Origin of the sequence: Streptomyces sp. NPDC006743 (assembly GCF_040703815.1) — a bacterium.
In the GTDB taxonomy this organism is placed as follows: domain Bacteria; phylum Actinomycetota; class Actinomycetes; order Streptomycetales; family Streptomycetaceae; genus Streptomyces.
This window is the reverse complement of record NZ_JBEYJA010000005.1, coordinates 172,973-191,230: the sequence shown is the minus strand read 5'-3', so window position 1 is coordinate 191,230 and position 18,258 is coordinate 172,973. Positions and strand designations below refer to the sequence as shown.

15 protein-coding genes and 1 pseudogene are annotated in these 18,258 nt (G+C 74.8%); 6 read left to right on the top strand and 10 right to left on the bottom strand.

Annotation, left to right across the window (positions count from 1 at the left end):
* Nucleotides 1–27: 27 nt before the first annotated feature.
* The gene (locus ABZ719_RS07030) at nucleotides 28–474 is read right to left on the bottom strand and encodes an Lrp/AsnC family transcriptional regulator (RefSeq protein ID WP_366724188.1); all 447 of its coding nucleotides are present in this window, start codon (nucleotides 472–474) and stop codon (nucleotides 28–30) included.
* A gap of 123 nt (nucleotides 475–597) precedes the next feature.
* On the opposite strand from ABZ719_RS07030, the gene ABZ719_RS07025 reads away from it, so the two are divergent.
* Nucleotides 598–1,116 (top strand): rhodanese-like domain-containing protein, encoded by a 519-nt coding sequence (locus ABZ719_RS07025; RefSeq protein ID WP_366724187.1) that lies wholly within the window; start codon nucleotides 598–600, stop codon nucleotides 1,114–1,116.
* 62 nt (nucleotides 1,117–1,178) lie between these two features.
* Here ABZ719_RS07025 and ABZ719_RS07020 read toward each other — a convergent pair whose 3' ends face one another.
* Together ABZ719_RS07020 and ABZ719_RS07015 are read right to left on the bottom strand one after the other, a co-directional pair.
* A complete protein-coding gene (locus tag ABZ719_RS07020) occupies nucleotides 1,179–2,867 on the bottom strand; it encodes a DUF885 domain-containing protein (RefSeq protein ID WP_366724186.1) in 1,689 nt (562 codons plus the stop codon).
* Between the two features lie 272 nt (nucleotides 2,868–3,139).
* On the bottom strand, nucleotides 3,140–3,631 hold the full coding sequence (locus ABZ719_RS07015) for an Lrp/AsnC family transcriptional regulator (RefSeq protein ID WP_366724185.1): 492 nt from the start codon (nucleotides 3,629–3,631) through the stop codon (nucleotides 3,140–3,142).
* A gap of 59 nt (nucleotides 3,632–3,690) precedes the next feature.
* Between ABZ719_RS07015 and ABZ719_RS07010 the strand changes: the two genes are divergently transcribed.
* Complete coding sequence (locus ABZ719_RS07010) at nucleotides 3,691–4,983, top strand: PLP-dependent transferase (RefSeq protein ID WP_366724184.1); 1,293 nt, start codon at nucleotides 3,691–3,693, stop codon at nucleotides 4,981–4,983.
* A gap of 150 nt (nucleotides 4,984–5,133) precedes the next feature.
* Here ABZ719_RS07010 and ABZ719_RS07005 read toward each other — a convergent pair whose 3' ends face one another.
* From ABZ719_RS07005 to ABZ719_RS06995, 3 genes are all read right to left on the bottom strand, one after another.
* Nucleotides 5,134–6,600 (bottom strand): GNAT family N-acetyltransferase, encoded by a 1,467-nt coding sequence (locus ABZ719_RS07005; protein ID WP_366724183.1) that lies wholly within the window; start codon nucleotides 6,598–6,600, stop codon nucleotides 5,134–5,136.
* Nucleotides 6,601–6,906: 306 nt separating this feature from the next.
* Complete coding sequence (locus ABZ719_RS07000) at nucleotides 6,907–8,490, bottom strand: alkaline phosphatase D family protein (RefSeq protein WP_366724182.1); 1,584 nt, start codon at nucleotides 8,488–8,490, stop codon at nucleotides 6,907–6,909.
* Nucleotides 8,491–8,711: 221 nt separating this feature from the next.
* Entirely contained in the window at nucleotides 8,712–10,283 is a 1,572-nt protein-coding gene (locus tag ABZ719_RS06995; RefSeq protein ID WP_366724181.1) for a PLP-dependent aminotransferase family protein, read from the bottom strand.
* Between ABZ719_RS06995 and ABZ719_RS06990 the strand changes: the two are divergent.
* Nucleotides 10,274–11,119: pseudogene (locus ABZ719_RS06990) on the top strand (DMT family transporter); the annotation flags it as partial. The gene ABZ719_RS06995 and the pseudogene ABZ719_RS06990 sit on opposite strands and share 10 nt — an antisense overlap.
* A 93-nt stretch (nucleotides 11,120–11,212) precedes the next feature.
* Here ABZ719_RS06990 and ABZ719_RS06985 read toward each other — a convergent pair.
* Complete coding sequence (locus tag ABZ719_RS06985; RefSeq protein WP_366724180.1) at nucleotides 11,213–12,043, bottom strand: alpha/beta fold hydrolase; 831 nt, start codon at nucleotides 12,041–12,043, stop codon at nucleotides 11,213–11,215.
* 222 nt (nucleotides 12,044–12,265) lie between these two features.
* Between ABZ719_RS06985 and ABZ719_RS06980 the strand changes: the two genes are divergently transcribed.
* A complete protein-coding gene (locus ABZ719_RS06980; RefSeq protein ID WP_366724179.1) occupies nucleotides 12,266–13,150 on the top strand; it encodes an RNA polymerase sigma-70 factor in 885 nt (294 codons plus the stop codon).
* A 329-nt stretch (nucleotides 13,151–13,479) separates the two neighbouring features.
* A complete protein-coding gene (locus ABZ719_RS06975) occupies nucleotides 13,480–14,241 on the top strand; it encodes a GntR family transcriptional regulator (RefSeq protein ID WP_366724178.1) in 762 nt (253 codons plus the stop codon).
* A 105-nt stretch (nucleotides 14,242–14,346) separates the two neighbouring features.
* On the opposite strand, the gene ABZ719_RS06970 is transcribed toward ABZ719_RS06975, so the two are convergent.
* Nucleotides 14,347–15,504 carry an ROK family transcriptional regulator gene (locus ABZ719_RS06970; protein WP_366724177.1) on the bottom strand — a complete coding sequence of 386 codons (1,158 nt, stop codon included), beginning with the start codon at nucleotides 15,502–15,504 and terminating at the stop codon, nucleotides 14,347–14,349.
* Nucleotides 15,505–15,740: 236 nt separating this feature from the next.
* Here ABZ719_RS06970 and ABZ719_RS06965 point away from each other — a divergent pair, with 236 nt between their 5' ends.
* Nucleotides 15,741–16,184: a hypothetical protein gene (locus ABZ719_RS06965; RefSeq protein WP_366724176.1), complete on the top strand. Its 444-nt coding sequence runs from the start codon at nucleotides 15,741–15,743 to the stop codon at nucleotides 16,182–16,184.
* 85 nt (nucleotides 16,185–16,269) lie between these two features.
* Here ABZ719_RS06965 and mug read toward each other — a convergent pair whose 3' ends face one another.
* Together mug and purB are read right to left on the bottom strand one after the other, a co-directional pair.
* Nucleotides 16,270–16,818, bottom strand: coding sequence for a G/U mismatch-specific DNA glycosylase (gene mug, locus ABZ719_RS06960; protein WP_366724245.1), 549 nt, complete (start codon nucleotides 16,816–16,818; stop codon nucleotides 16,270–16,272).
* On the bottom strand, nucleotides 16,815–18,257 hold the full coding sequence (gene purB, locus ABZ719_RS06955) for an adenylosuccinate lyase (protein WP_366724175.1): 1,443 nt from the start codon (nucleotides 18,255–18,257) through the stop codon (nucleotides 16,815–16,817). Before purB ends, mug begins: the two co-directional genes overlap by 4 nt.
* Nucleotide 18,258: the final 1 nt, after the last annotated feature.

Sequence of the window (18,258 nt, the reverse complement as noted above, 5' to 3'; positions counted from 1 at the left end):
GGCATGCCCCGGACCGGCGGGGCGGACTCAGCGGCCGAGCGGGCGCCGGGACAGCGGCGAGGAGTACACGACGCTCGTCGTCACCGACCCCAGCGCGCCGATCCGGCCCGAGACCTCCTCCAGGTGCCGCATGGAGCGCGCGGTGACCTTGATGACGAAGCAGTCGTCGCCCGTCACATGGTGCGCCTCCAGGATCTCGGGGGTGGCGGCGACCAGGTCGTGGAAGGGCTTGTAGTTGCCGTGGGGGTAGCGCAGCCGCACGAACGCGAGGATCGGCAGGCCCAGCCGCTCCGGGTCGACCACGGCCGTGTACCCCTGGATGACGCCCGCCTCCTCCAGCCGGCGCACGCGCTCGGTGACGGCGCTCGGGGACATGGACACGGCCCGGGCCAGCTCCGCGAAACTGGCCCGCCCCTCCCGCTGGAGGACGTCGAGGATGCGCCAGTCGGTGGCGTCCGGGGAAAACACGGTCATGGGCGTTGGATAGCAGGCGAAACCCCGGCCGATCAAGGGGGGCGCCGGGGATCGTCACTTCAGCCGGGCGGTTTCCGGCCGTAGATTTCCGGTCGTCGGACCGGACCACGGAAGGAACAGCCGATGACCACCACCGCCGCCGGAACCAAGAGCCCCGGCCCGGGCGCCGCCCGCGCCGCCGTCAACGCCGTCCTGCGCGTCCCCCCGGCCACCCACGCCGAGGCCGCGGCCCACTTCTGGGCGAGTCTCGCCTTCCACGCCGACGTGTCCGACGTGGCCGCCGCGCTCGCGGACGGCGGCGAGCCGGGGTTCGTCCTCGTCGACTGCCGCTCCACCGAGGCCTGGGACCAGGGACACGTCCCCGGCGCGGTCCACCTGCCCACGGCGCTCGTCCCCGAGCAGGCCCCGGCGCTGCTCGACCGGTCCGTCCCCGTCGTCACCTACTGCTGGGGCCCGGGCTGCAACGGGGCCACCCGCGCCGCGCTCGCCCTCGCCGAACTCGGCTACCGCGTCAAGGAGATGCTGGGTGGGTTCGAGTACTGGGCGCGGGAGGGCTTCGCCTACGAGACCTGGCAGGGCGCCGAGCGCCGGAGTCCCGACCCGCTCACCGCACCGGCCGCGAGCGGGGACTGCGGCTGCTGAGCAGCAGCCGGGGGCGGGGCGGCCGGACCCGGGCCCCTCCGCCCCCTGGCTTCAGAGCCGGCTCAGAGCTGGGACAGCTCGTCCAGCAGGTCGTCCAGGCCCAGCGAACCCTGGGAGAGGGCCGCCATGTGCCAGGCCTTCGCGTCGAACGCGTCCCCGTGCCGCTTCCTGGCGTTCTCGCGGCCCAGCAGCCAGGCCCGCTCACCCAGCTTGTAGCCGATGGCCTGGCCGGGCATCGACAGGTAGCGGATCAGCTCGCTCGCCACGAAGTCCCGCGGACGGCTGCTGTGCGCGCCGAAGAACTCCAGGGCCAGCTCCGGCGTCCAGCGCTCGCCCGGGTGGAACGGCGAGTCCGCCGGGATCTCCAGCTCCAGGTGCATGCCGATGTCGATGATCACGCGGACCGCCCGCATCATCTGCGCGTCGAGGTAGCCGAGCCGCCGTTCCGGGTCGGTGAGGAAGCCGAGTTCGTCCATCAGACGCTCCGCGTACAGCGCCCAGCCCTCGGCGTTGGCGCTGACGATGCCCACGGTCGCCTGGTAGCGCGAGAGGCTGTCCGCCACGTGCGCCCACTGGGCGAGCTGGAGGTGGTGGCCGGGCACGCCCTCGTGGTACCAGGTCGACACCAGGTCGTAGACCGGGAAGCGGGTCTCTCCCATGGTCGGCAGCCAGGTGCGGCCCGGACGGGAGAAGTCGGCGGACGGCGCCGTGTAGTAGGGGGCCGCGGCGCCGCCGGGCGGGGCGATGCACGACTCCACCCGGCGCACCCGTTCGGCCAGTTCGAAGTGGGTGCCGTCGAGCGCTTCGATCGCCTCGTCCATGAGGCCCTGCAGCCAGTCGCGGACCTCGTCCACGCCCTCGATGTGCGTGCCGTGCTCGTCGAGGTGCGCCAGCGCCACCCACGGGGTCTCGGCGCCCGGCAGGACCTTCTCGGCCTCCTTCTTCATCTCGCCGAGCAGCCGGTGGAACTCCGACCAGCCGTACGCGTAGGCCTCGTCGAGATCCAGGTCGGTGCCGTTGTAGTAGCGGGAGAAACGCGCGTAGCGCTCGCGGCCGACCGTGTTCGGCGTGCCCTCGACCGCCGGGGCGTAGACGTCGCGCATCCAGTCCCGCAGACCGACGACGGCGGCGGTCGCCGCCCGGGCGGCCTCGTCCAGTTCGCCGCGCAGGGACTCGGGGCCGTCGGCCGCGAAGTCCTCGAACCAGCCGCGTCCCTGACCCGTGTCGGACCACTCGGTGAGCTGGCCGATGAAGGTCTGCGTCGGCCGCGGTGCCGCGTAGAGCTTGCGCTCCAGACCGGCGGTGAGGGACTCGCGGTAGCCGCGCAGCGCGGCCGGCACGGCCCGCAGCCGCTCGGCGACCGCCGCCCAGTCCTCGTCCGTGTCGGTGGGGGTGATGGTGAACGCCTCACGCACCGAGTGCACCGGGCTGTGGATGTTGCTGACGGCGCGCAGGCCCTCCTCGGCCTCGTGCACCGCGATCTCGGCGGTCAGCCGCTCGCGCAGCAGGCGCGCGCACCGGCGCTCGGCCTCGGAGTCCGCGCCGGGCCGCCGCTCGGCCTCGGCCAGCCGCGCCAGGGTGGTGCGCGCGAGGTCCGCGACCGCCTCCTGTCCGGCGGGCGAGGTGTCGGGCAACCTGCTCGAACTCTCCTTCACACCGAGGTAGGTACCGGTGATCGGGTCGAGGGCGATGAGTTCGTCGACGTAGGCGTCGGCGACCTGACGGGGCAGCGGGCTGTTGGTGTCTGACATGCGGACCATCCTCGTACGCGAAGAGGGTCCGCGTCAGCCCGGTTTGCCGGGCGAAGGGACCGAATCCGGTCGCTGCCGGGTCGATTTCGCTCAGAGCTTCGCGCGTTCGGTCGCGCGGCGCCGTGTTCTTCCGCGTGCCGCTCCGGCGCCGATCCCGCCGGGGCGTGGCGCCCCACGTCCCGCCGGTCCCTCGGCGCGCCGTTCCGCGTCCGGTCCCTCGGCGGGCCGCGGCACGTCCCGCCGTCCTCCTCGGCGTGCCGCGCCGCCTCGGGTCAGGGCGCCGGCGGTTGTGTGCCGGGCGGCAGCAGCGGGCCGCAGTCCCACTGCTGGAAGATCAACCGCGTCTCCACCCGGGCCACCTCGCGCCGAGCCGTGAACTCGTCGAGCACCAGCCGCTGCAGATCCGCCATGTCCGCCACCGCGACATGCACGAGGTAGTCGTCGGGACCGGTCAGATGGAACACGGTCCGCGATTCCGCAAGCGCCCGGATCCGCTCCACGAACGGCCCGACCAGTTCCCGCCGGTGCGGCCGGACCTGCACCGACAGCAGCGCCTGGAGACCCCGGCCCAGCCTGGTCGGGTCGAGCCGCAGCTGGTGGCCGAGGATCACGCCCGAACGGCGCAGCCGCGTCACCCGGTCCAGACAGGTCGAGGGCGCGACGCCGATCTGGGCGGCCAGATCGCGGTAGGTCGTCCGGGCGTCGTTCTGCAGCAGCCGCAGCAGATGGAGGTCCACCGGATCCAGTACGACTGATTCGGCCATGGGCCGAACGTAGCACGGCCGACCCGCCGCCCGACCCGGTCGCTGTTCACCCTTTCGTCATGGACACGCCCTTGGACTCAGCGAGCACGTCCGCGGACGGCGCCCCGCGCCCCGCACCCCGAGCACTGGCCACCGAGGCCGTGCACGCCGGCCGGGAGGACCTCGCCCGGCAGGGCCTGCACGCGCCGCCGATCGACCTGTCCACCACCTACCCCTCCTACGACAGCCGGGCCGAGGCCGCCCGGATCGACGCCTTCGCCTCCGACGGAGCCGAGTTCGACGGACCGCCCGTCTACGGGCGGCTCGGCAACCCGACCGTCTCCCGCTTCGAGACCGCGCTCGCCCGGCTGGAGGGCACCGAGACCGCGGTCGCCTTCGCCAGCGGGATGGCCGCCCTCAGCGCGGTCCTCCTCACCCGCTCCGCACTCGGCCTGCGGCACGTCGTCGCCGTACGCCCCCTGTACGGCTGCAGCGACCACCTGCTGACCGCCGGACTGCTCGGCTCCGAGGTGACCTGGACCGATCCGGCGGGCATCGCCGACGCGCTGCGCCCCGACACCGGGCTGGTGATGGTCGAGTCCCCGGCCAACCCGACGCTGGCCGAGGTGGACCTGCGGGCCGTCGCCCACGCCTGCGGCTCCGTGCCGCTGCTGGCCGACAACACCTTCGCCACCCCCGTGCTGCAGCGCCCGGCCGGGCAGGGCGCCCGCCTCGTGCTGCACAGCGCCACCAAGTACCTCGGCGGCCACGGTGACGTGATGGCCGGTGTGGTCGCCTGCGACGAGGAACTCGCCGGCCGGCTGCGGCAGGTCCGCTTCGCCACCGGAGGCGTGCTGCACCCGCTCGCCGGTTACCTGCTGCTGCGCGGTCTGTCCACGCTGCCGGTGCGGGTACGGGCCGCCTCCGCCACCGCCGCGGAGCTGGCCGCCCGGCTGGCGGCCGACCCGCGCGTCGCCCGCGTGCACTACCCGCGGATCGGCGGCGCCATGGTCGCCTTCGAGGTGCACGGCGACCCGCACGCCGTCATCGGCGGTGTCCGGCTGATCACGCCCGCCGTGAGCCTGGGCAGCGTCGACACGCTGATCCAGCACCCCGCCTCCATCAGCCACCGCATCGTGGACGCGGAGGACCGGCGCGGCGCCGGGGTGAGCGACCGGCTGCTGCGGATGTCGGTGGGCCTGGAGGACGCCGAGGACCTGTGGGCGGACCTCGACGCGGCCCTCGGGGCCTTCCCGCAGGCGTCCCCGGGCAGTTCCTCGCGGGCCTCCTCGGCCGCGGGCCGGGGTGCCGTGCGGGCGGAGCGACGGCCAGAGCCGCCGCAGGTCAGGGGTCTGCACGAAGCACTGAGCTGACCCGAGCTGTGCTGAGCCGACCTGGGAGCCGGCCCCGGCGACCGGGGGGGAGAGGGGTGGGGCCGTCCCGGGGCGGCGGGGATCGGCGGGGACCGTCCGGGGCATCCGCCGCGTCCGGTGCCGGTCCCCGCCGCGGTGGGGACCGCGGGATCAGTCGCGCAGGCCCGGCCCGTCGTACTGCTCGCGCCGGCCGCCGTGCGCCGGACGGCCCGGCACCGGTCCGCCCGGCACCGTCGCGGCGTCCAGGCGAGCGGTGATCACCAAAGTGCCCTCCTCGACCTGGTAGTCCAGGGGGAGACCGAGGCCCCGCATGGCGCTGACCATGCCGGTGTTCGCCGCCTGCGTGACGGCGTACACGCTCGCGCAGCCCGCCTCGACGGCCATGTCCACCAGCCGGCCCAGCAGTTCCGCGCCGACGCCGCGCCGCTGCCACTCGTCCTCGACGAGCAGGGCGACCTCCGTCTCGTCGCCGTCCCACAGCAGGTGGCCGAGGCCGACGATCCGCCCGGAGGCGGTCTGCGCGGCGAGGGTCCGGCCGAAGCGCGGGCTGAGGAGGTGGTTCAGATAGCGGTCGGCGTCCGCCACCGGACCGTGGTACCGCAGGCCGAGCGTGCGCGCCGAGCACCGTTCGTGCATCCGCAGGGCCGCCGCCAGATCGCCCGGGCCGGCCCGGCGCACGGTGAGGGCGTTCCCCTCGGGCAGCGTCAGCACGTCCTCGCCGCGCGGAACCCGCGGACCGAGGCGGGTGTCCAGCTCCACCAGCGCGCGGGCCCGCGCGAACTCGGTGGGCGTGAAGGGCAGATGCGGGCGCTCCACGGTGATCACCCCGCCCTCGGGTGCCCGCAGCCGCAGCACCGTGTCCTCCAGCACCCCCTCCGCCGGAACCTCCTCGTCCGTACGTCCGCCGCCCACCGGCCGGGCCGGCAGCGAACGGATCGTGCACCGGCCCAGCAACTGGCGCAGTGCCAGCGGAAGTTCGGCGGTGTCCAGCGCCGTGCGGGCGGCCAGGGCGAGCGCGCGCGTCGGCGCGTCCACCAGGTCGTGCGCGTCGGCCCGTTCGATCCACGTGTCACGGCCGCCGGCCGCCGCGGCCGCCCCGGTCAGTTCCGGTGCCTCGACCCGGCCCGGGGCACGCAGCAGGAACTCGTCCACCGTGCCCTGGGCCAGCGGATGCGTCTGCAGGCTCAGGATGTCGACGCCGCGGCCGGCCAGTGCCGCGCAGAGCGCCGCCAGCGAGCCCGGCTCGTCCCGCACGGTCGTCCGCATCCGCCACAGCGCGCTCGGCACCGGCGCCTCGTCACGGTCCGCCGGGAGGGGAGCGCGTGACGGCCCGGTCTGCCGCCGGGCGGCGGCAGACCGGGCGCCGGTATCGTCCGCCGGGGGCGCGTGCCCGTGGCGCCGCGCCCACCAGGTGTGGAACCCCGCCGTGGCCAGGAGCGCCAGCGCCGAGACCGCCAGCAGCGCGGGCCCGTCCGGGCCGTGCCCGATCAGGTTCGCCACCCCGTCCGCCACCGCGACGGCCGTGAACAGCGCGGCGAGTTCGACCACGTCCCGTCGCCAGTGGTGCACCGGACGCCCGCGCTTCGCCGTCCGTGCAGTCCGCGTCACATCAGACATTTCTCTACTCATGCCGTCACTGTGAAGGAACCGTGTTGCGTGATCACGAACGCTCTGTGACTTACTGGTAAAGCGCGGATCCGCGCGGTTCGCCGCCTTCCTGGCGGCCTGGACCGCCCCGGGAGGACGGAACGCCCCCCGGGCCCGGCAGCACACCGCCGGCCCGCCGCCGCTCCCGTGCCGGGCCCCGGCCGGCACCGCGTGGAGAACGCCGCGTCCAGGGCCGGCCGGCCGATCCGGCGGCGAAGCCGCGCACCGGGGGATGACGCCGGCGCGCGGCACACGAAGAGCGTACGGGAACCAAAGTCACTGCCCGACCCGTCCCGGCTGCAGCACCTGGGTGAACAGCACGCCGCCGTCCTGCTCCCGCAGCCGGACCGTCAGTTCGCCGCTGTCGCCGTCGATGTCGACCTCCCCGAAGAACTGGTAGCCCTCGGCGGGCGAGACGTTGGCCACGGTGGGCGCCTTGACGAACACCCGGTCGGGGCCGAACGTCCCGTCGAGCGGACTGGCCGGGAAGGCACCCGCGTTGAGCGGCCCGGAGACGAACTCCCAGAACGGCGCGAAGTCCTTGAACGCCGCCCGCGAGGGGTCGTAGTGCTGCGCCGAGGTGTGGTGGACGTCCGCGGTCAGCCACACCGTGCCGGTGATCCGACGGTGCTTGACGAACCGCAGCAACTCGGCGATCTGCAGCTCCCGGCCGAGCGGCGCGCCCGGGTCGCCCTGCGCGACCGCCTCGAAGTTCGGCCGGCCCTCCACCCCGTCGGGCACGACCAGCCCCAGCGGCATGTCCGCGGCGATCACCTTCCACACCGCCCGCGACCCGGCCAGCTCACGCTTGAGCCACCGCAACTGCTCGCGGCCCAGGATGCCCTGCGGGTCGCTCCTCTGGTCGTCGGGCGAGTTGGCGTTGCGGTAGGTCCGCATGTCCAGCACGAACACGTCGAGCAGCGGCCCGTGATGGTGGACGCGGTAGATCCGGCCGTCCGGACGGCCGCTGACCGTGGAGAGGGGGAAGTACTCGGAGAAGGCCCGCCGGGCCCGCAGCGCCAGGTCGTCGAGCCGGGTGCCGGCGGGGTAGGGGGTGCCGCCGCCGATGACCTCGCCGGGGTACCAGTTGTTGCGCACCTCGTGGTCGTCCCACTGGATGATGCCGGGCACCTGGGCGTTGAACCGGCGCAGCGCCCCGTCCAGCAGGTTGTAGCGGAAGTTGCCGCGGTAGTCGGCCAGGGAGACGGCGACGTGCGACTTCTCCTCGGTGGTGACGCTCCGGTAGACGCCGCCGTCCGGGAGCGCTGCGGTCGCCTGGATCGGGCCGTCGGCGTAGATGTTGTCGCCGCTGCACAGGAAGAAGTCCGGATCCAGCTTCGCCATGGCGTCGAAGATGCGGTAGCCGCCGATGGACTCGTTGATCCCCCAGCCCTGCCCGGCCAGGTCACCCGACCACACGAACCGGACGCCCTGGCGGCGGCGTGCGGGGGCGGTGCGGAAGGTGCCGTACGCCGGTTCACCGGTGCGGCGCGGGTCGTGCGGGTCGGCCAGGAGCACGCGGTAGTGGATCTGCTCGCCCGACGGCAGCCCGTGCAGCCGGGCCGTGCCCGTGAAGTCGGTGCCGGCGCCGAGGAGCGGCCCGTGCCATCTGCGGGGGGCGCGGAACGATTCGGTGGCGGACGTCTCGACGATCATCCGGGCCGGGCGGTCCGAGCGCACCCAGACCAGACCCGAGTCGGCGGTCACGTCGCCCGCCTGCACCCCCCAGTCCGCCCGGGGACGGCCGGACAGGGCCAGCGCCGGTGCCGCACCGAGCGCCCCGGGCAGGGTCAGGGCCGCCGACGCGGCCAGCGAGCCGCGCAGCACGCTGCGGCGGCCGGGAAGCGGACGATGGGACATGGAAGGGCCTCCAGGGGCGAGATCCGGCCGGTGTTCGCAGCCACACCTACTGGTGCGGTACGGCGAACACGCAAACCCCGGGTGAACACCGGCCGCGCGCCCGGCCCGGCGGCGCTCTTCCCCCGGCCGGCGGCCGGCTGCCCGGTCGGCGTCCGTCGGCCAGGCCCGGTCCGCCGGACACGACCGGCCTGCCGGGTGGCTCGTGTCCGCCGCAGCCGGTTCTACGCGTCGGCCGCCTCCGCCATCACCCGTACGCCCGCGCGGATCCGGGCCGGCGGCAGGTGGGCGTACCCCAGGACGAGGCACACGCCCGGCCCCGCGTCGTCACGTCCCCGGCCCGCCGCCGTTCCCGCGCCGTCGCCGGGACGCGTCCCCGTAGTCCCCCCGCTCCGGGCGTTCGTCTCCGGGGCGGCGCCCGGGGCCGTGACCGGCCGGCCGGCGCCGCGCTCCGGGACCGTGCCCGCACGCGCGTGCGTGTACGCCGTCAGCGTGCGCACCGCGACGCCGGCGGCGCCCGCGCGGGTGAGGAACCGGTCCTCCGGGCCGTAGCGCCGCGGCAGGGCGGCGATCAGGTGCAGACCGGCCGCGATCCCTGAGAGCCGTACGCCGGGGAAGTGCTCCCGCAGGGCGGCGACGAGCGTGTCCCCGCGTTCCCGGTAGGCGCGCTGGCAGCGGCGCAGCTGACGGTCGTAGTCGCCCCGCTCGACGAAGTGGGCGAACAGTGCCTGGTCGACGGTCGGATGACCGAGGTCCATGGTCCGTTTGCGCTCGACGACCTCGTCGGCCAGGGAGTCGGGCACGAGCAGCCACCCCAGCCGCAGCCCGGGTGCCAGGGACTTGCTGACCGAGCCCGCGTAGACGACGTGCTCGGGGTCCAGGCCCTGGAGCGCCCCGACCGGGGCACGGTCGTAGCGGAAGTCGCCGTCGTAGTCGTCCTCGAAGACCAGGCCGTCCACCGACCGGGCCCAGCCCAGCAGTTCGGCGCGGCGCCGGGCGGAACAGGCGATGCCGGTGGGGAACTGGTGGGACGGCGTGGTCACCACGGCCCGTATCCCCGCCCGGTAGAGCGGACCGAGGGCCGGACCCTGCGCGTCCAGCGGCAGCGGGACGGTGCCCACGCCGACGGAGGCGTACAGGGCGCTGTGCTGCGGGCTGCCGGGATCCTCGACGCCGACCAGCCGCGTACCGCGCGCGTGCAGCACGGAGCCGAGCAGGCAGGTGGCCTGGGCCACGCCCGAGACGACCACGATCCGCTCGGGATCGGCGACGACGCCCCGGCGCCGCGTGAGCAGCCCGGCCAGGGCCGTGCGCAGCCGGGGCAGCCCGCGCGGGTCCGGGTAACCCAGGTCGTGATGGGGGAGGTCCGCCAGCACGGCGCGGTGTGCGGCGGCCCACGCGGCGCGCGGGAACAGGGACAGGTCGGGTGTGCCGGGCACGAAGTCGGCGCGGGCGCCCGGGGAGCGGGGAGCGAGGTCACGCGCGCGCGTGCGGGCCGCCCGGGCGGCCCCGCCCACCCAGGTGCCCGCGCCGCGCCCGCTGCGCAGGTAGCCCTCCGCCGTCAGCTGCTCGTACGCCTCCGTGACCAGCCCCCGCGACACCCCGAGGTCCGCCGCGAGATCACGGCTGGAGGGCAGCCGCGTTCCCGGGGCGAGCCGGCCCGAGCGGACGGCCTCACGCAGCGCCGTCTGGAGCGTGCGTCCCCGCGCGCGGGCGGGCGCCGACGCGGCCGGCAGCAGCAGCTCCCAGGCGGCGGCGCCGGCCGGCCCGCGCGGATTGGTCCCCGATGAGGTCATGGAAGTGGACCTTAAACCGGACCGCCACGCTGCCTAGCGTCGCCGTCATGAACGCCACCACCTCGCGCGGCGCGCTGCTCGCCGCGCTAGCCTGCCTCCTCGTCGGAGGGTCCTTCACCGCCAACAGCGTCCTCGGGCACTACCCGTACGCGGGGGGCCAGTTCCTGCGCTACGCCCTGGCCTGCCTGCTGCTCCTGCCGCTCGCCGGACGGGGCGCCGCGGACCGGCTGCGGCGGCTGACCCCGCGCCGGTGGGCCCGGCTCGCGCTGCTCGCCGCGGTCGGCATGGTCGGTTTCAACCTGGCCGTCATCGCCGCCGAGCGCACCGCCGAACCGGCCGTGCCCGGCGTCTTCGTCGGCTGCGCCCCGGTGGTCGTGGCGGTCCTCGTGCCGCTGCTGGAAGGACGCCGCCCGCGGCGGACCGTGCTCCAGGGCGCCTGCCTGGTCGCCGTCGGTGCCCTCGCGGTGCAGGGCTGGGGCCACACCGACGGCGCCGGGATCGCCTTCTCCGCGGGGGCGCTGGCGGGCGAGGCCGGTTTCGCGGTCCTCGCGGTGCCCGTGCTGCGTCCGCTCGGGCCCCGGCTGCTGTCGGCCGTGGTGTGCGCCGTCGCCGCCGTGGAGTCGGCGGCCGTGGGGCTCCTGCTCGACGGCGGCGCATGGCTGCGGCGCCCGGACGCGGCTGAGGCCGCCGCGCTGCTGTGGCAGGCGGCGGTCGTGACCGTCGTCGGCTTCGTGTGCTGGTACATGGGCGTGCAGCGGATCGGCGCCGAGCGCGCCACGCTCTTTTCGGGCCTCATCCCGGTCGCCGCCGCCTGTTCCGCGCCCCTGGTCGGCACCGGGTCCTACGGCGCCGCCCAGGCCGTGGGCAGCGCCCTGGTCGCCACCGGGGTCGCCGTGGGCTCCGGGGCGCTGCGGCGGGTCCGGCGGCGCTCAGCGGCTCCCGTCGAGGAGCACCCGCGCGACCAGCGCCGGATCGTCGTTCATCGGGACGTGCCCGCAGCCGGGCAGCCGCACCAGCCGGGCCCGCGGGACGGTCTGCTTGGCGCGCACGCCCTGCCGGGGGATCAGCAGGCGGTCCTTGGTACCCCAGGCCACGGTGACGGGGATGCCCGGGATGTCGTCGGTGAACCGGACCCCGACGCCCGCCCTGAGCGTCTCCTCGAAGCCGGTGGCCCGCGCCAGGGCCAGCGTCTCGGCGACCACGGCCTCGGGTGAACGGCGGGCGGGCCGCGCGTAGATCGTGCTCGTCAGGACGGTGCGGCCGGCCGCCGTGCGCGACAGCCGCTCGACCAGCGGCAGCGGCGTGCGCCGGGCGACGGCCCGCATGCCCTGGAGCACGCCGAACGCGTACCGGCGTTCGGCCTGGGACCAGAACCCGGCCGGGGACAGCGCCGTGACGGACCGTGCCCGCTTCTCGCGGCCCAGTTCGAGGGCCAGCAGTCCGCCCAGCGAGTTGCCGGCGACATGGGGCCGCTCGATCTCCAGGGCTTCGCACAGGGCGCCGAGGGCGGCGTTCATGGTCGGCAGATCGTGCCGCAGCCCGTCGGGCAGGGCGGGGGACTCCCCGAAACCGGGCAGATCGACGCAGATCACGTCCCGCTCTCCCGCCAGGAGGTGGACCACCGGGTCCCAGGCCTGCCGGTGGTGGCCTATGCCGTGCAGCAGGAGCAGCGGCTCACCGGTGCCCACGCGCGCGTAGGACAGCGTCACGGTCCGCGGACCGTGCGCGGAGGGGACCTGGAAGGAGACGGTGTCTGACATGGATGCTCCTCATCGGGGTCGGGGTCGGGGTCGGGGTCATGGGCGTCAGGAGGCAGGCCCGCACGGGGATCTGCGGGATCACCGGGAAACGGAGACCGCGCGCGGGCAGGGCGGTAGACAGCTTGTCAGCAATTACTACCGGCGGGTAGCCCCTGGTCCGCGAAAGCCCCCGTTCCCCGCGATCGCCTGGACACCGCCGCGCGGGTCGGCTGGGATGGTGCGGTGACCACCGAGACGCGGACCGACCTCTTCGAAGAGCACCGGCCCGTCCTCATGGGCGTCGCCTACCGCATGCTCGGGCGGGTGGCGGACGCCGAGGACGTGGTCCAGGAGACCTGGCTGCGCTGGTCCCGCGCCGACCGGGACACGGTGCGCGAACCGCGCGCCTACCTGGTGCGCGTCACCACCCGCCTCGCCCTCGACCGGCTCCGGCAGATCAAGGCGCGCGGTGAGTCCTACGTCGGCCCGTGGCTGCCCGAACCCCTCCCCACCGACCTCGCCGGCACCGTCGCGGACGGCGCGGAACGGGCCGTGCTCGCCGACTCCGTGTCGCTCGCCGTCCTGGTCGTCCTGGAGTCGCTGTCACCGCTCGAACGCGCCGTGTTCGTCCTCAGAGAAGCGTTCGGCCACCCCTACGCGGAGATCGCCGCCCTGCTCGACCGGAGCGAGGCGGCGGTGCGCCAGCTGGCCGGGCGCGCCCGCAGGCACGTCGAGGAGCGGCGCCCGCGCTACGAGGCCGACCCGGTCCAGCGGCGTGAGCTGACCGAGAAGTTCCTCGCCGCCGCGGCCGGCGGTGACCTGGCGGCTCTGCTGAGCCTGCTCGCGCCGGACGTCCGCCTCGTGGGGGACAGCGGCGGCAAGTCCAAGGCGCCGCTGCGGGTGCTGGAGAGCGCGGACCACGTCGCGCGTTTCCTCGTCGGCGCGGCCCGCAAGGGCGTGCTCGACCCCGCCGTCCGCCTGCTGGAGCTCAACGGCGGTCCCGCCGCCCTGGTCCTGTCCGGCGGCGAGCCCGACAGCGTCTTCCAGCTGGACGTCGCCGACGGCCGGATCCAGACCGTCTACATCATTCGCAATCCGGACAAATTGGCGTCTCTCGCCAGCGCCTGAGCAGCCTCGGCGAGACGGCCGGCGGCCCGGCCGGCGTCCGGCTCCCGTGCCGGCGGCCCGGGCGACGGCCCGGGCGCCGCGTCCGGCTCCCGTGCCGCAGCCGAAGCTCCCGTCCGCGCGGCGGGGGCTTCGCCGTCACGCCGTGAAACGCCCGCCTGTGCGAACGCCGCGTGAACGCTGTGCGCCGCGACGGGCCCCGGCCCCCATGCGGCCGATGATTGGTCTTGACCAAGGGTGAGGGCGGCCCTATGGTCGCAGACAAGTACAACAACCTTTAATAAACAAGGGCGCTAAAACGCCGCCGGACCACGGCGATTGCGGAGGACAGGGTGGGGACCACGCAGCTGGAACCGGTGCCGGAGCCGAAGTACTGGCACCTGAAGACCGTGCTCAGTGAGGCACTGGACTCCGAGTTCTCGGTCGGCGAGATCCTGCCCAACGAGCGGGACCTGGCCGCCCGCTTCGGAGTGGCCCGCGCGACCCTGCGCCAGGCCCTGGAGCAGCTGGAGCTGGAGGGCAGACTGCAGCGCCGCCGCGGGGTCGGGACCACCGTCGCACCCCCGCGCGTGGGTGTGGCCGTCGGCGGCGGGCAGCACACCTGGCCGGGCACGGCGGACGACGCCTGGCATCTCGTGGACTGCGTCCAGGCGGTCCCGCCCGCCGCTGTCGCCGACGCCCTGGGGGGCGACCGCGACGCGCCCGTGCACACGGTGCGCCGGTCCCGGGTGAGCCAGGGCCAGCCGGTGGCCGCCGAGCTGCTGTACGTGCCGGCGTCGTCGGTGCCCGGCCTGACCGCGATCGACGCGCCCTCGGGACCGGCACGCGCGCGTGCCGTGCTGCGCGAGCTGCAGCACCTGGACCTGGAGGGCCAGGAACGGGCGGTCGAACTCGGCTCGGCCCGCGCCGACGACGCCAAGGAACTGGACCGGCTGCCCGGTGCGCCCGTCCTCGTCGTGACGACGCGCTTCGTCGCCGCGGGGGGCACCGCCGCGCTCTCCGTGGCCACCTACCGGGCCGACACCTGCCGGCTCACCTTCGGCGACTCAGGGCGCGTGGAGATCCACCACGGCCCGGAGACGAAGGCCTCCTGACCACCGGCTGACGGGCCCTGGCGCCGCTCCGCACAGCGGCCGCCGCCGTCGAGCCGCCCCGCCCGGCCCGCCGCCCCGCCCTGCGGGTGCCGGGCCCGCGGGGGCTCAGCGGCGGTTCGTCATCGTGCTCTCCACGGCGAAGAGCTCCTCCTCGACGTGGTCCAGGGCCAGCCGCAGGGCGCCCGTCGTCACGGCGGCCTCGCCGAGCACCGACAGGGTCACCTGCGGTGTCCGCAGGCAGTAGCGGGCCAGTTCACGCCGCAGCGGTTCCAGTACGCCGTCCAGGCCCGCCGCCCAGCCGCCGACGACCACCAGTTCCGGGTCCAGGGCCAGCACCAGGGCCGCCACGTCGTGCACGAGCCGCTGGATGAAGCGGTCCATGGCCGCCAGGGCCCGCTGGTCGCCCTCCCGGGCCAGGGCGAAGACGCCCGCCACCGCCTGCTCGTCCAGGGGGTGCAGCGGCTGGTCCGTGGTGGACAGGAGCGTCTCGGGCGTGACGTCCCGTCCCAGCAGGTGCAGCGCGCCGATCTCGCCTGCGGCCCCGCCGAACCCCCGGTGCAGCCGGCCGCCGATCAGCGAACCGGCGCCGGGGCTCAGCCCGGCCAGCACGAACACCACGTCGTTCGACGCGGTGGCGGCGCCCTTCCAGTGCTCGGCGAGCGCCGCGGCGTTGGCGTCGTTCTCCACCAGCACCGGGCACCGGAAGGAACGGCCGAGCCGTTCGCCCAGGTTCAGGCCCGTCCAGCCGGGCAGCGCGGTGCCCAGCCGTACGACACCGCCCGCCTCGACGATCCCCGGGGTCCCCACCCCGACGGCCCGCAGCGAACTGCGCGGAACCCCGGCCCTGCGCAGCAGTTCGGCGACCGCGGTGCGCAGCCGCTCCAGGCGTTCGTCCGCGTCGGCGGCCTCCCCGACCTCCTTGGCCTGGGCGCCGAGCACCCGCCCGTCGAGGTCGGACAGGAGCGCCGCGACGCGGTGGGCACCGATCTCCAGGCCGAGCAGGTGCCCGGCCTCGGCCCGGAACCGGTAGCGCCGCGCGGGCCGTCCCTGCCGGCGGGCCGCGCCCTCCTCGGCGGCCTTCTCGGCGACGAGGCCCGCTTCCACGAGGTCCTCGACGACGCCCTCGACCGTCGGCCTGGACAGGCCGGTCAGCCGGGTGATCTCCGTGAGCGTCGCGCAGTCCGCGGCACGCAGCGCGTGCAGCACCACCGCGGAATTGATCCTTCGCAGCAGCGAGGGATCCCCGCCGGTCAGCCGCCCCAACGTCCGTCCTCCCAGCTCGTGCGCGTGTTGGGCGGATCGTACTCGGCGCGGGCCGGGGCAGCGAGTGCCGGTCCGGCGGGGGCGGTGCTGCAGGGGGGAGCCGGCCCGGTCCTGTGCCGCGCCCCGGCCCGGATCGCCGTCAGGCGCACCGCCCGGGCGCGGTGCTCCCGCCGTGTCCCGCGCACCCCCGTCTGACGCGCCGCCAATTGTCAGTGGCGGCCGCTTTACTGGAACGCATGGACATCGCGAAGGCTCTCGCCGTGATCGACGGGCTGTGCGCCGCGGCGTTTCCCGCCGAGCCCGTCAGGACGGATGTCGGCGCGGCAGGACCGGGTTACCTGATGGCCGAGTTGGAGACGAGCGACGACTTCTGGGAGGACGACGGCAGCCGGTGGGAGGAGACGGCGGATCAGTTCGCGTGCGACCGCGACGGGCTGGGGGAGCGGTTGACCGAGCGGTGGGGGAGCCCGCAGGCGTTCAGCCTGTACAGCGTGTTCGAACGGGCCACGCGCGGGGAGGAGACGGCGGAGCCGTGGGCCTCGCTCAGCGGGCACGTGCCCGACGTCCAGGTGTGGCGGGCGTCCGGGAGCGGCCGGTGGATAGCCCTCGGCGTCTCCCAGTGGGACAAGGAGCTGCCCTTCCAGCTCCTGGCCGTCGTCACGTCCACCGACCCGCCATGACCGGCACGAGTGCCGTGCCCTCCGGGACCACCACGAGGGCGGCGGCCGGCGGGACGGCCACGACCCCCGCGCAGGCCGCGGTCCGTCACGCGGCCTGCGCCGCCGCCCGCAGCCGGGCGAACTCCACGGCCATGGTCTCCGCCGTCCAGTGCGCGTTCAGACCGCTCGGATTGGGCAGCACCCACACCCGGGCGGAGCCGATCGTCCGCTCCTGCGGCCCGACCTGCGCCCGGCGTTCGCCGAAGGCCGCCCGGTACGCGGTGACACCGACCACGGCCAGCCACCGGGGCCGCAGCCGTGCCACCTTGAGCGCCAGCAGCCGCCCGCCCTCGCGGTACTCCTCCGCCGTCAGCTCGTCGGCCCGGGCCGTGGGCCGGGCCACCACGTTGGTGATCCCGAGCCCGTACGACAGCAGCTCGTCCTGTTCGGCGGGCTCGAGGAGTCTCGGCGTGAACCCGGAGCGGTGCAGCACCGGCCAGAACCGGTTGCCGGGGCGGGCGAAGTGGTGGCCCGTCACGGCGGTCGTCAGACCGGGGTTGATGCCGCAGAACAGCACGCTGAGACCGTCCGCGACCACGTCCGGTACGAGACGGTCGCGGGCGGCCTCGAGCTGCGCCTGGGTGAAGCGGGTCAGAGGATCGCCCCCGGGGCGTAGGCGGCGGCCTCCGGGTGCTCCTTGACGATCGCCTCGATGCGGCCGACGACCGCGCCGACCTGGTCGGCGGCGGCGCCGGTGAAGGACAGCTTGTCGGCCATCAGCTCGTCCAGTTGCGCGCGGTCGAGCGGGAGGCGCTCGTCGGCGGCCAGCTTGTCGAGCAGGTCGTTGCGCTCGGCGCCCTGTTCGCGCATGGCGAGCGCGGTGGCCACGGCGTTCTCCTTGATGGCCTCGTGGGCGACCTCACGGCCGACACCGCCCCGCACCGCGCCCATCAGCACCTTCGTGGTGGCGAGGAACGGCAGGTAGCGGTCCAGCTCGCGGGCGATCACCGCGGGGAAGGCACCGAACTCGTCGAGCACCGTCAAGAAGGTCTCCAGCAGTCCGTCCAGCGCGAAGAACGCGTCGGGCAGCGCGACCCGGCGCACCACCGAGCAGGAGACGTCACCCTCGTTCCACTGGTCGCCCGCCAGCTCTCCGGTCATCGAGGCGTAGCCGCGCAGGATCACCATGAGGCCGTTGACACGTTCGCAGGAACGGGTGTTCATCTTGTGCGGCATCGCCGAGGAGCCGACCTGGCCGGGCTTGAAGCCCTCGGTGACCAGTTCGTGCCCGGCCATCAGCCGGATCGTCTTGGCCAGCGACGACGGGGCCGCCGCGAGCTGCACCAGCGCGGTGACGACCTCGTAGTCGAGGGAGCGCGGGTAGACCTGGCCGACCGAGGTGAAGGCCTGGCCGAAGCCCAGGTGGGCGGCGATCCGCCGCTCCAGCTCCGCCAGCTTCGCGGCGTCACCGCCGAGCAGGTCCAGCATGTCCTGCGCGGTGCCGACCGGACCCTTGATGCCGCGCAGCGGATAGCGGCCCAGCAGTTCCTCGACCCGTCCGTACGCCACCAGCAGCTCGTCGGCCGCGGTGGCGAACCGCTTGCCCAGGGTGGTGGCCTGAGCGGCGACGTTGTGGGAGCGGCCGGCCATGACCAGCTCCCCGTACTCCGCGGCCAGCTTGCCCAGGCGGGCCAGGACGGCCACCGTGCGGTCGCGCACCAGCTCCAGCGAGAGCCGGATCTGCAGCTGCTCCACGTTCTCCGTGAGGTCGCGCGAGGTCATGCCCTTGTGCACGTGCTCGTGCCCGGCGAGGTCGTTGAACTCCTCGATCCGTGCCTTCACGTCGTGCCGCGTGACCTTCTCGCGCTCGGCGACGGAAGCCAGGTCGACCTGGTCCAGAACACGCTCGTAGTCGGCGATGGCCTCGTCCGGGACCTCGATCCCGAGATCCTTCTGGGCGCGCAGCACGGCGAGCCAGAGCTGCCGCTCCAGCCTCACCTTCTGCTCGGGCGACCACAGCGTGGCGAGCTGGGCGGAGGCGTAGCGTCCGGCGAGGACGTTGGGGATGCGGGGCTTGGCGGGAGCGGAAGTCACG

Bases quoted from the DNA above. Each gene is read 5' to 3' on its own strand.
- ABZ719_RS06965 (WP_366724176.1), top strand. From the start codon at position 15,741: ATGGACATCGCGAAGGCTCTCGCCGTGATCGACGGGCTGTGCGCCGCG.
- ABZ719_RS07000 (WP_366724182.1), bottom strand. From the start codon at position 8,490: ATGTCCCATCGTCCGCTTCCCGGCCGCCGCAGCGTGCTGCGCGGCTCG.
- ABZ719_RS06985 (WP_366724180.1), bottom strand. From the start codon at position 12,043: ATGTCAGACACCGTCTCCTTCCAGGTCCCCTCCGCGCACGGTCCGCGG.
- ABZ719_RS07025 (WP_366724187.1), top strand. From the start codon at position 598: ATGACCACCACCGCCGCCGGAACCAAGAGCCCCGGCCCGGGCGCCGCC.
- ABZ719_RS07030 (WP_366724188.1), bottom strand. From the start codon at position 474: ATGACCGTGTTTTCCCCGGACGCCACCGACTGGCGCATCCTCGACGTC.
- ABZ719_RS07010 (WP_366724184.1), top strand. From the start codon at position 3,691: ATGGACACGCCCTTGGACTCAGCGAGCACGTCCGCGGACGGCGCCCCG.
- ABZ719_RS07020 (WP_366724186.1), bottom strand. From the start codon at position 2,867: ATGTCAGACACCAACAGCCCGCTGCCCCGTCAGGTCGCCGACGCCTAC.
- ABZ719_RS06995 (WP_366724181.1), bottom strand. From the start codon at position 10,283: ATGACCTCATCGGGGACCAATCCGCGCGGGCCGGCCGGCGCCGCCGCC.
- ABZ719_RS07015 (WP_366724185.1), bottom strand. From the start codon at position 3,631: ATGGCCGAATCAGTCGTACTGGATCCGGTGGACCTCCATCTGCTGCGG.
- ABZ719_RS07005 (WP_366724183.1), bottom strand. From the start codon at position 6,600: ATGTCTGATGTGACGCGGACTGCACGGACGGCGAAGCGCGGGCGTCCG.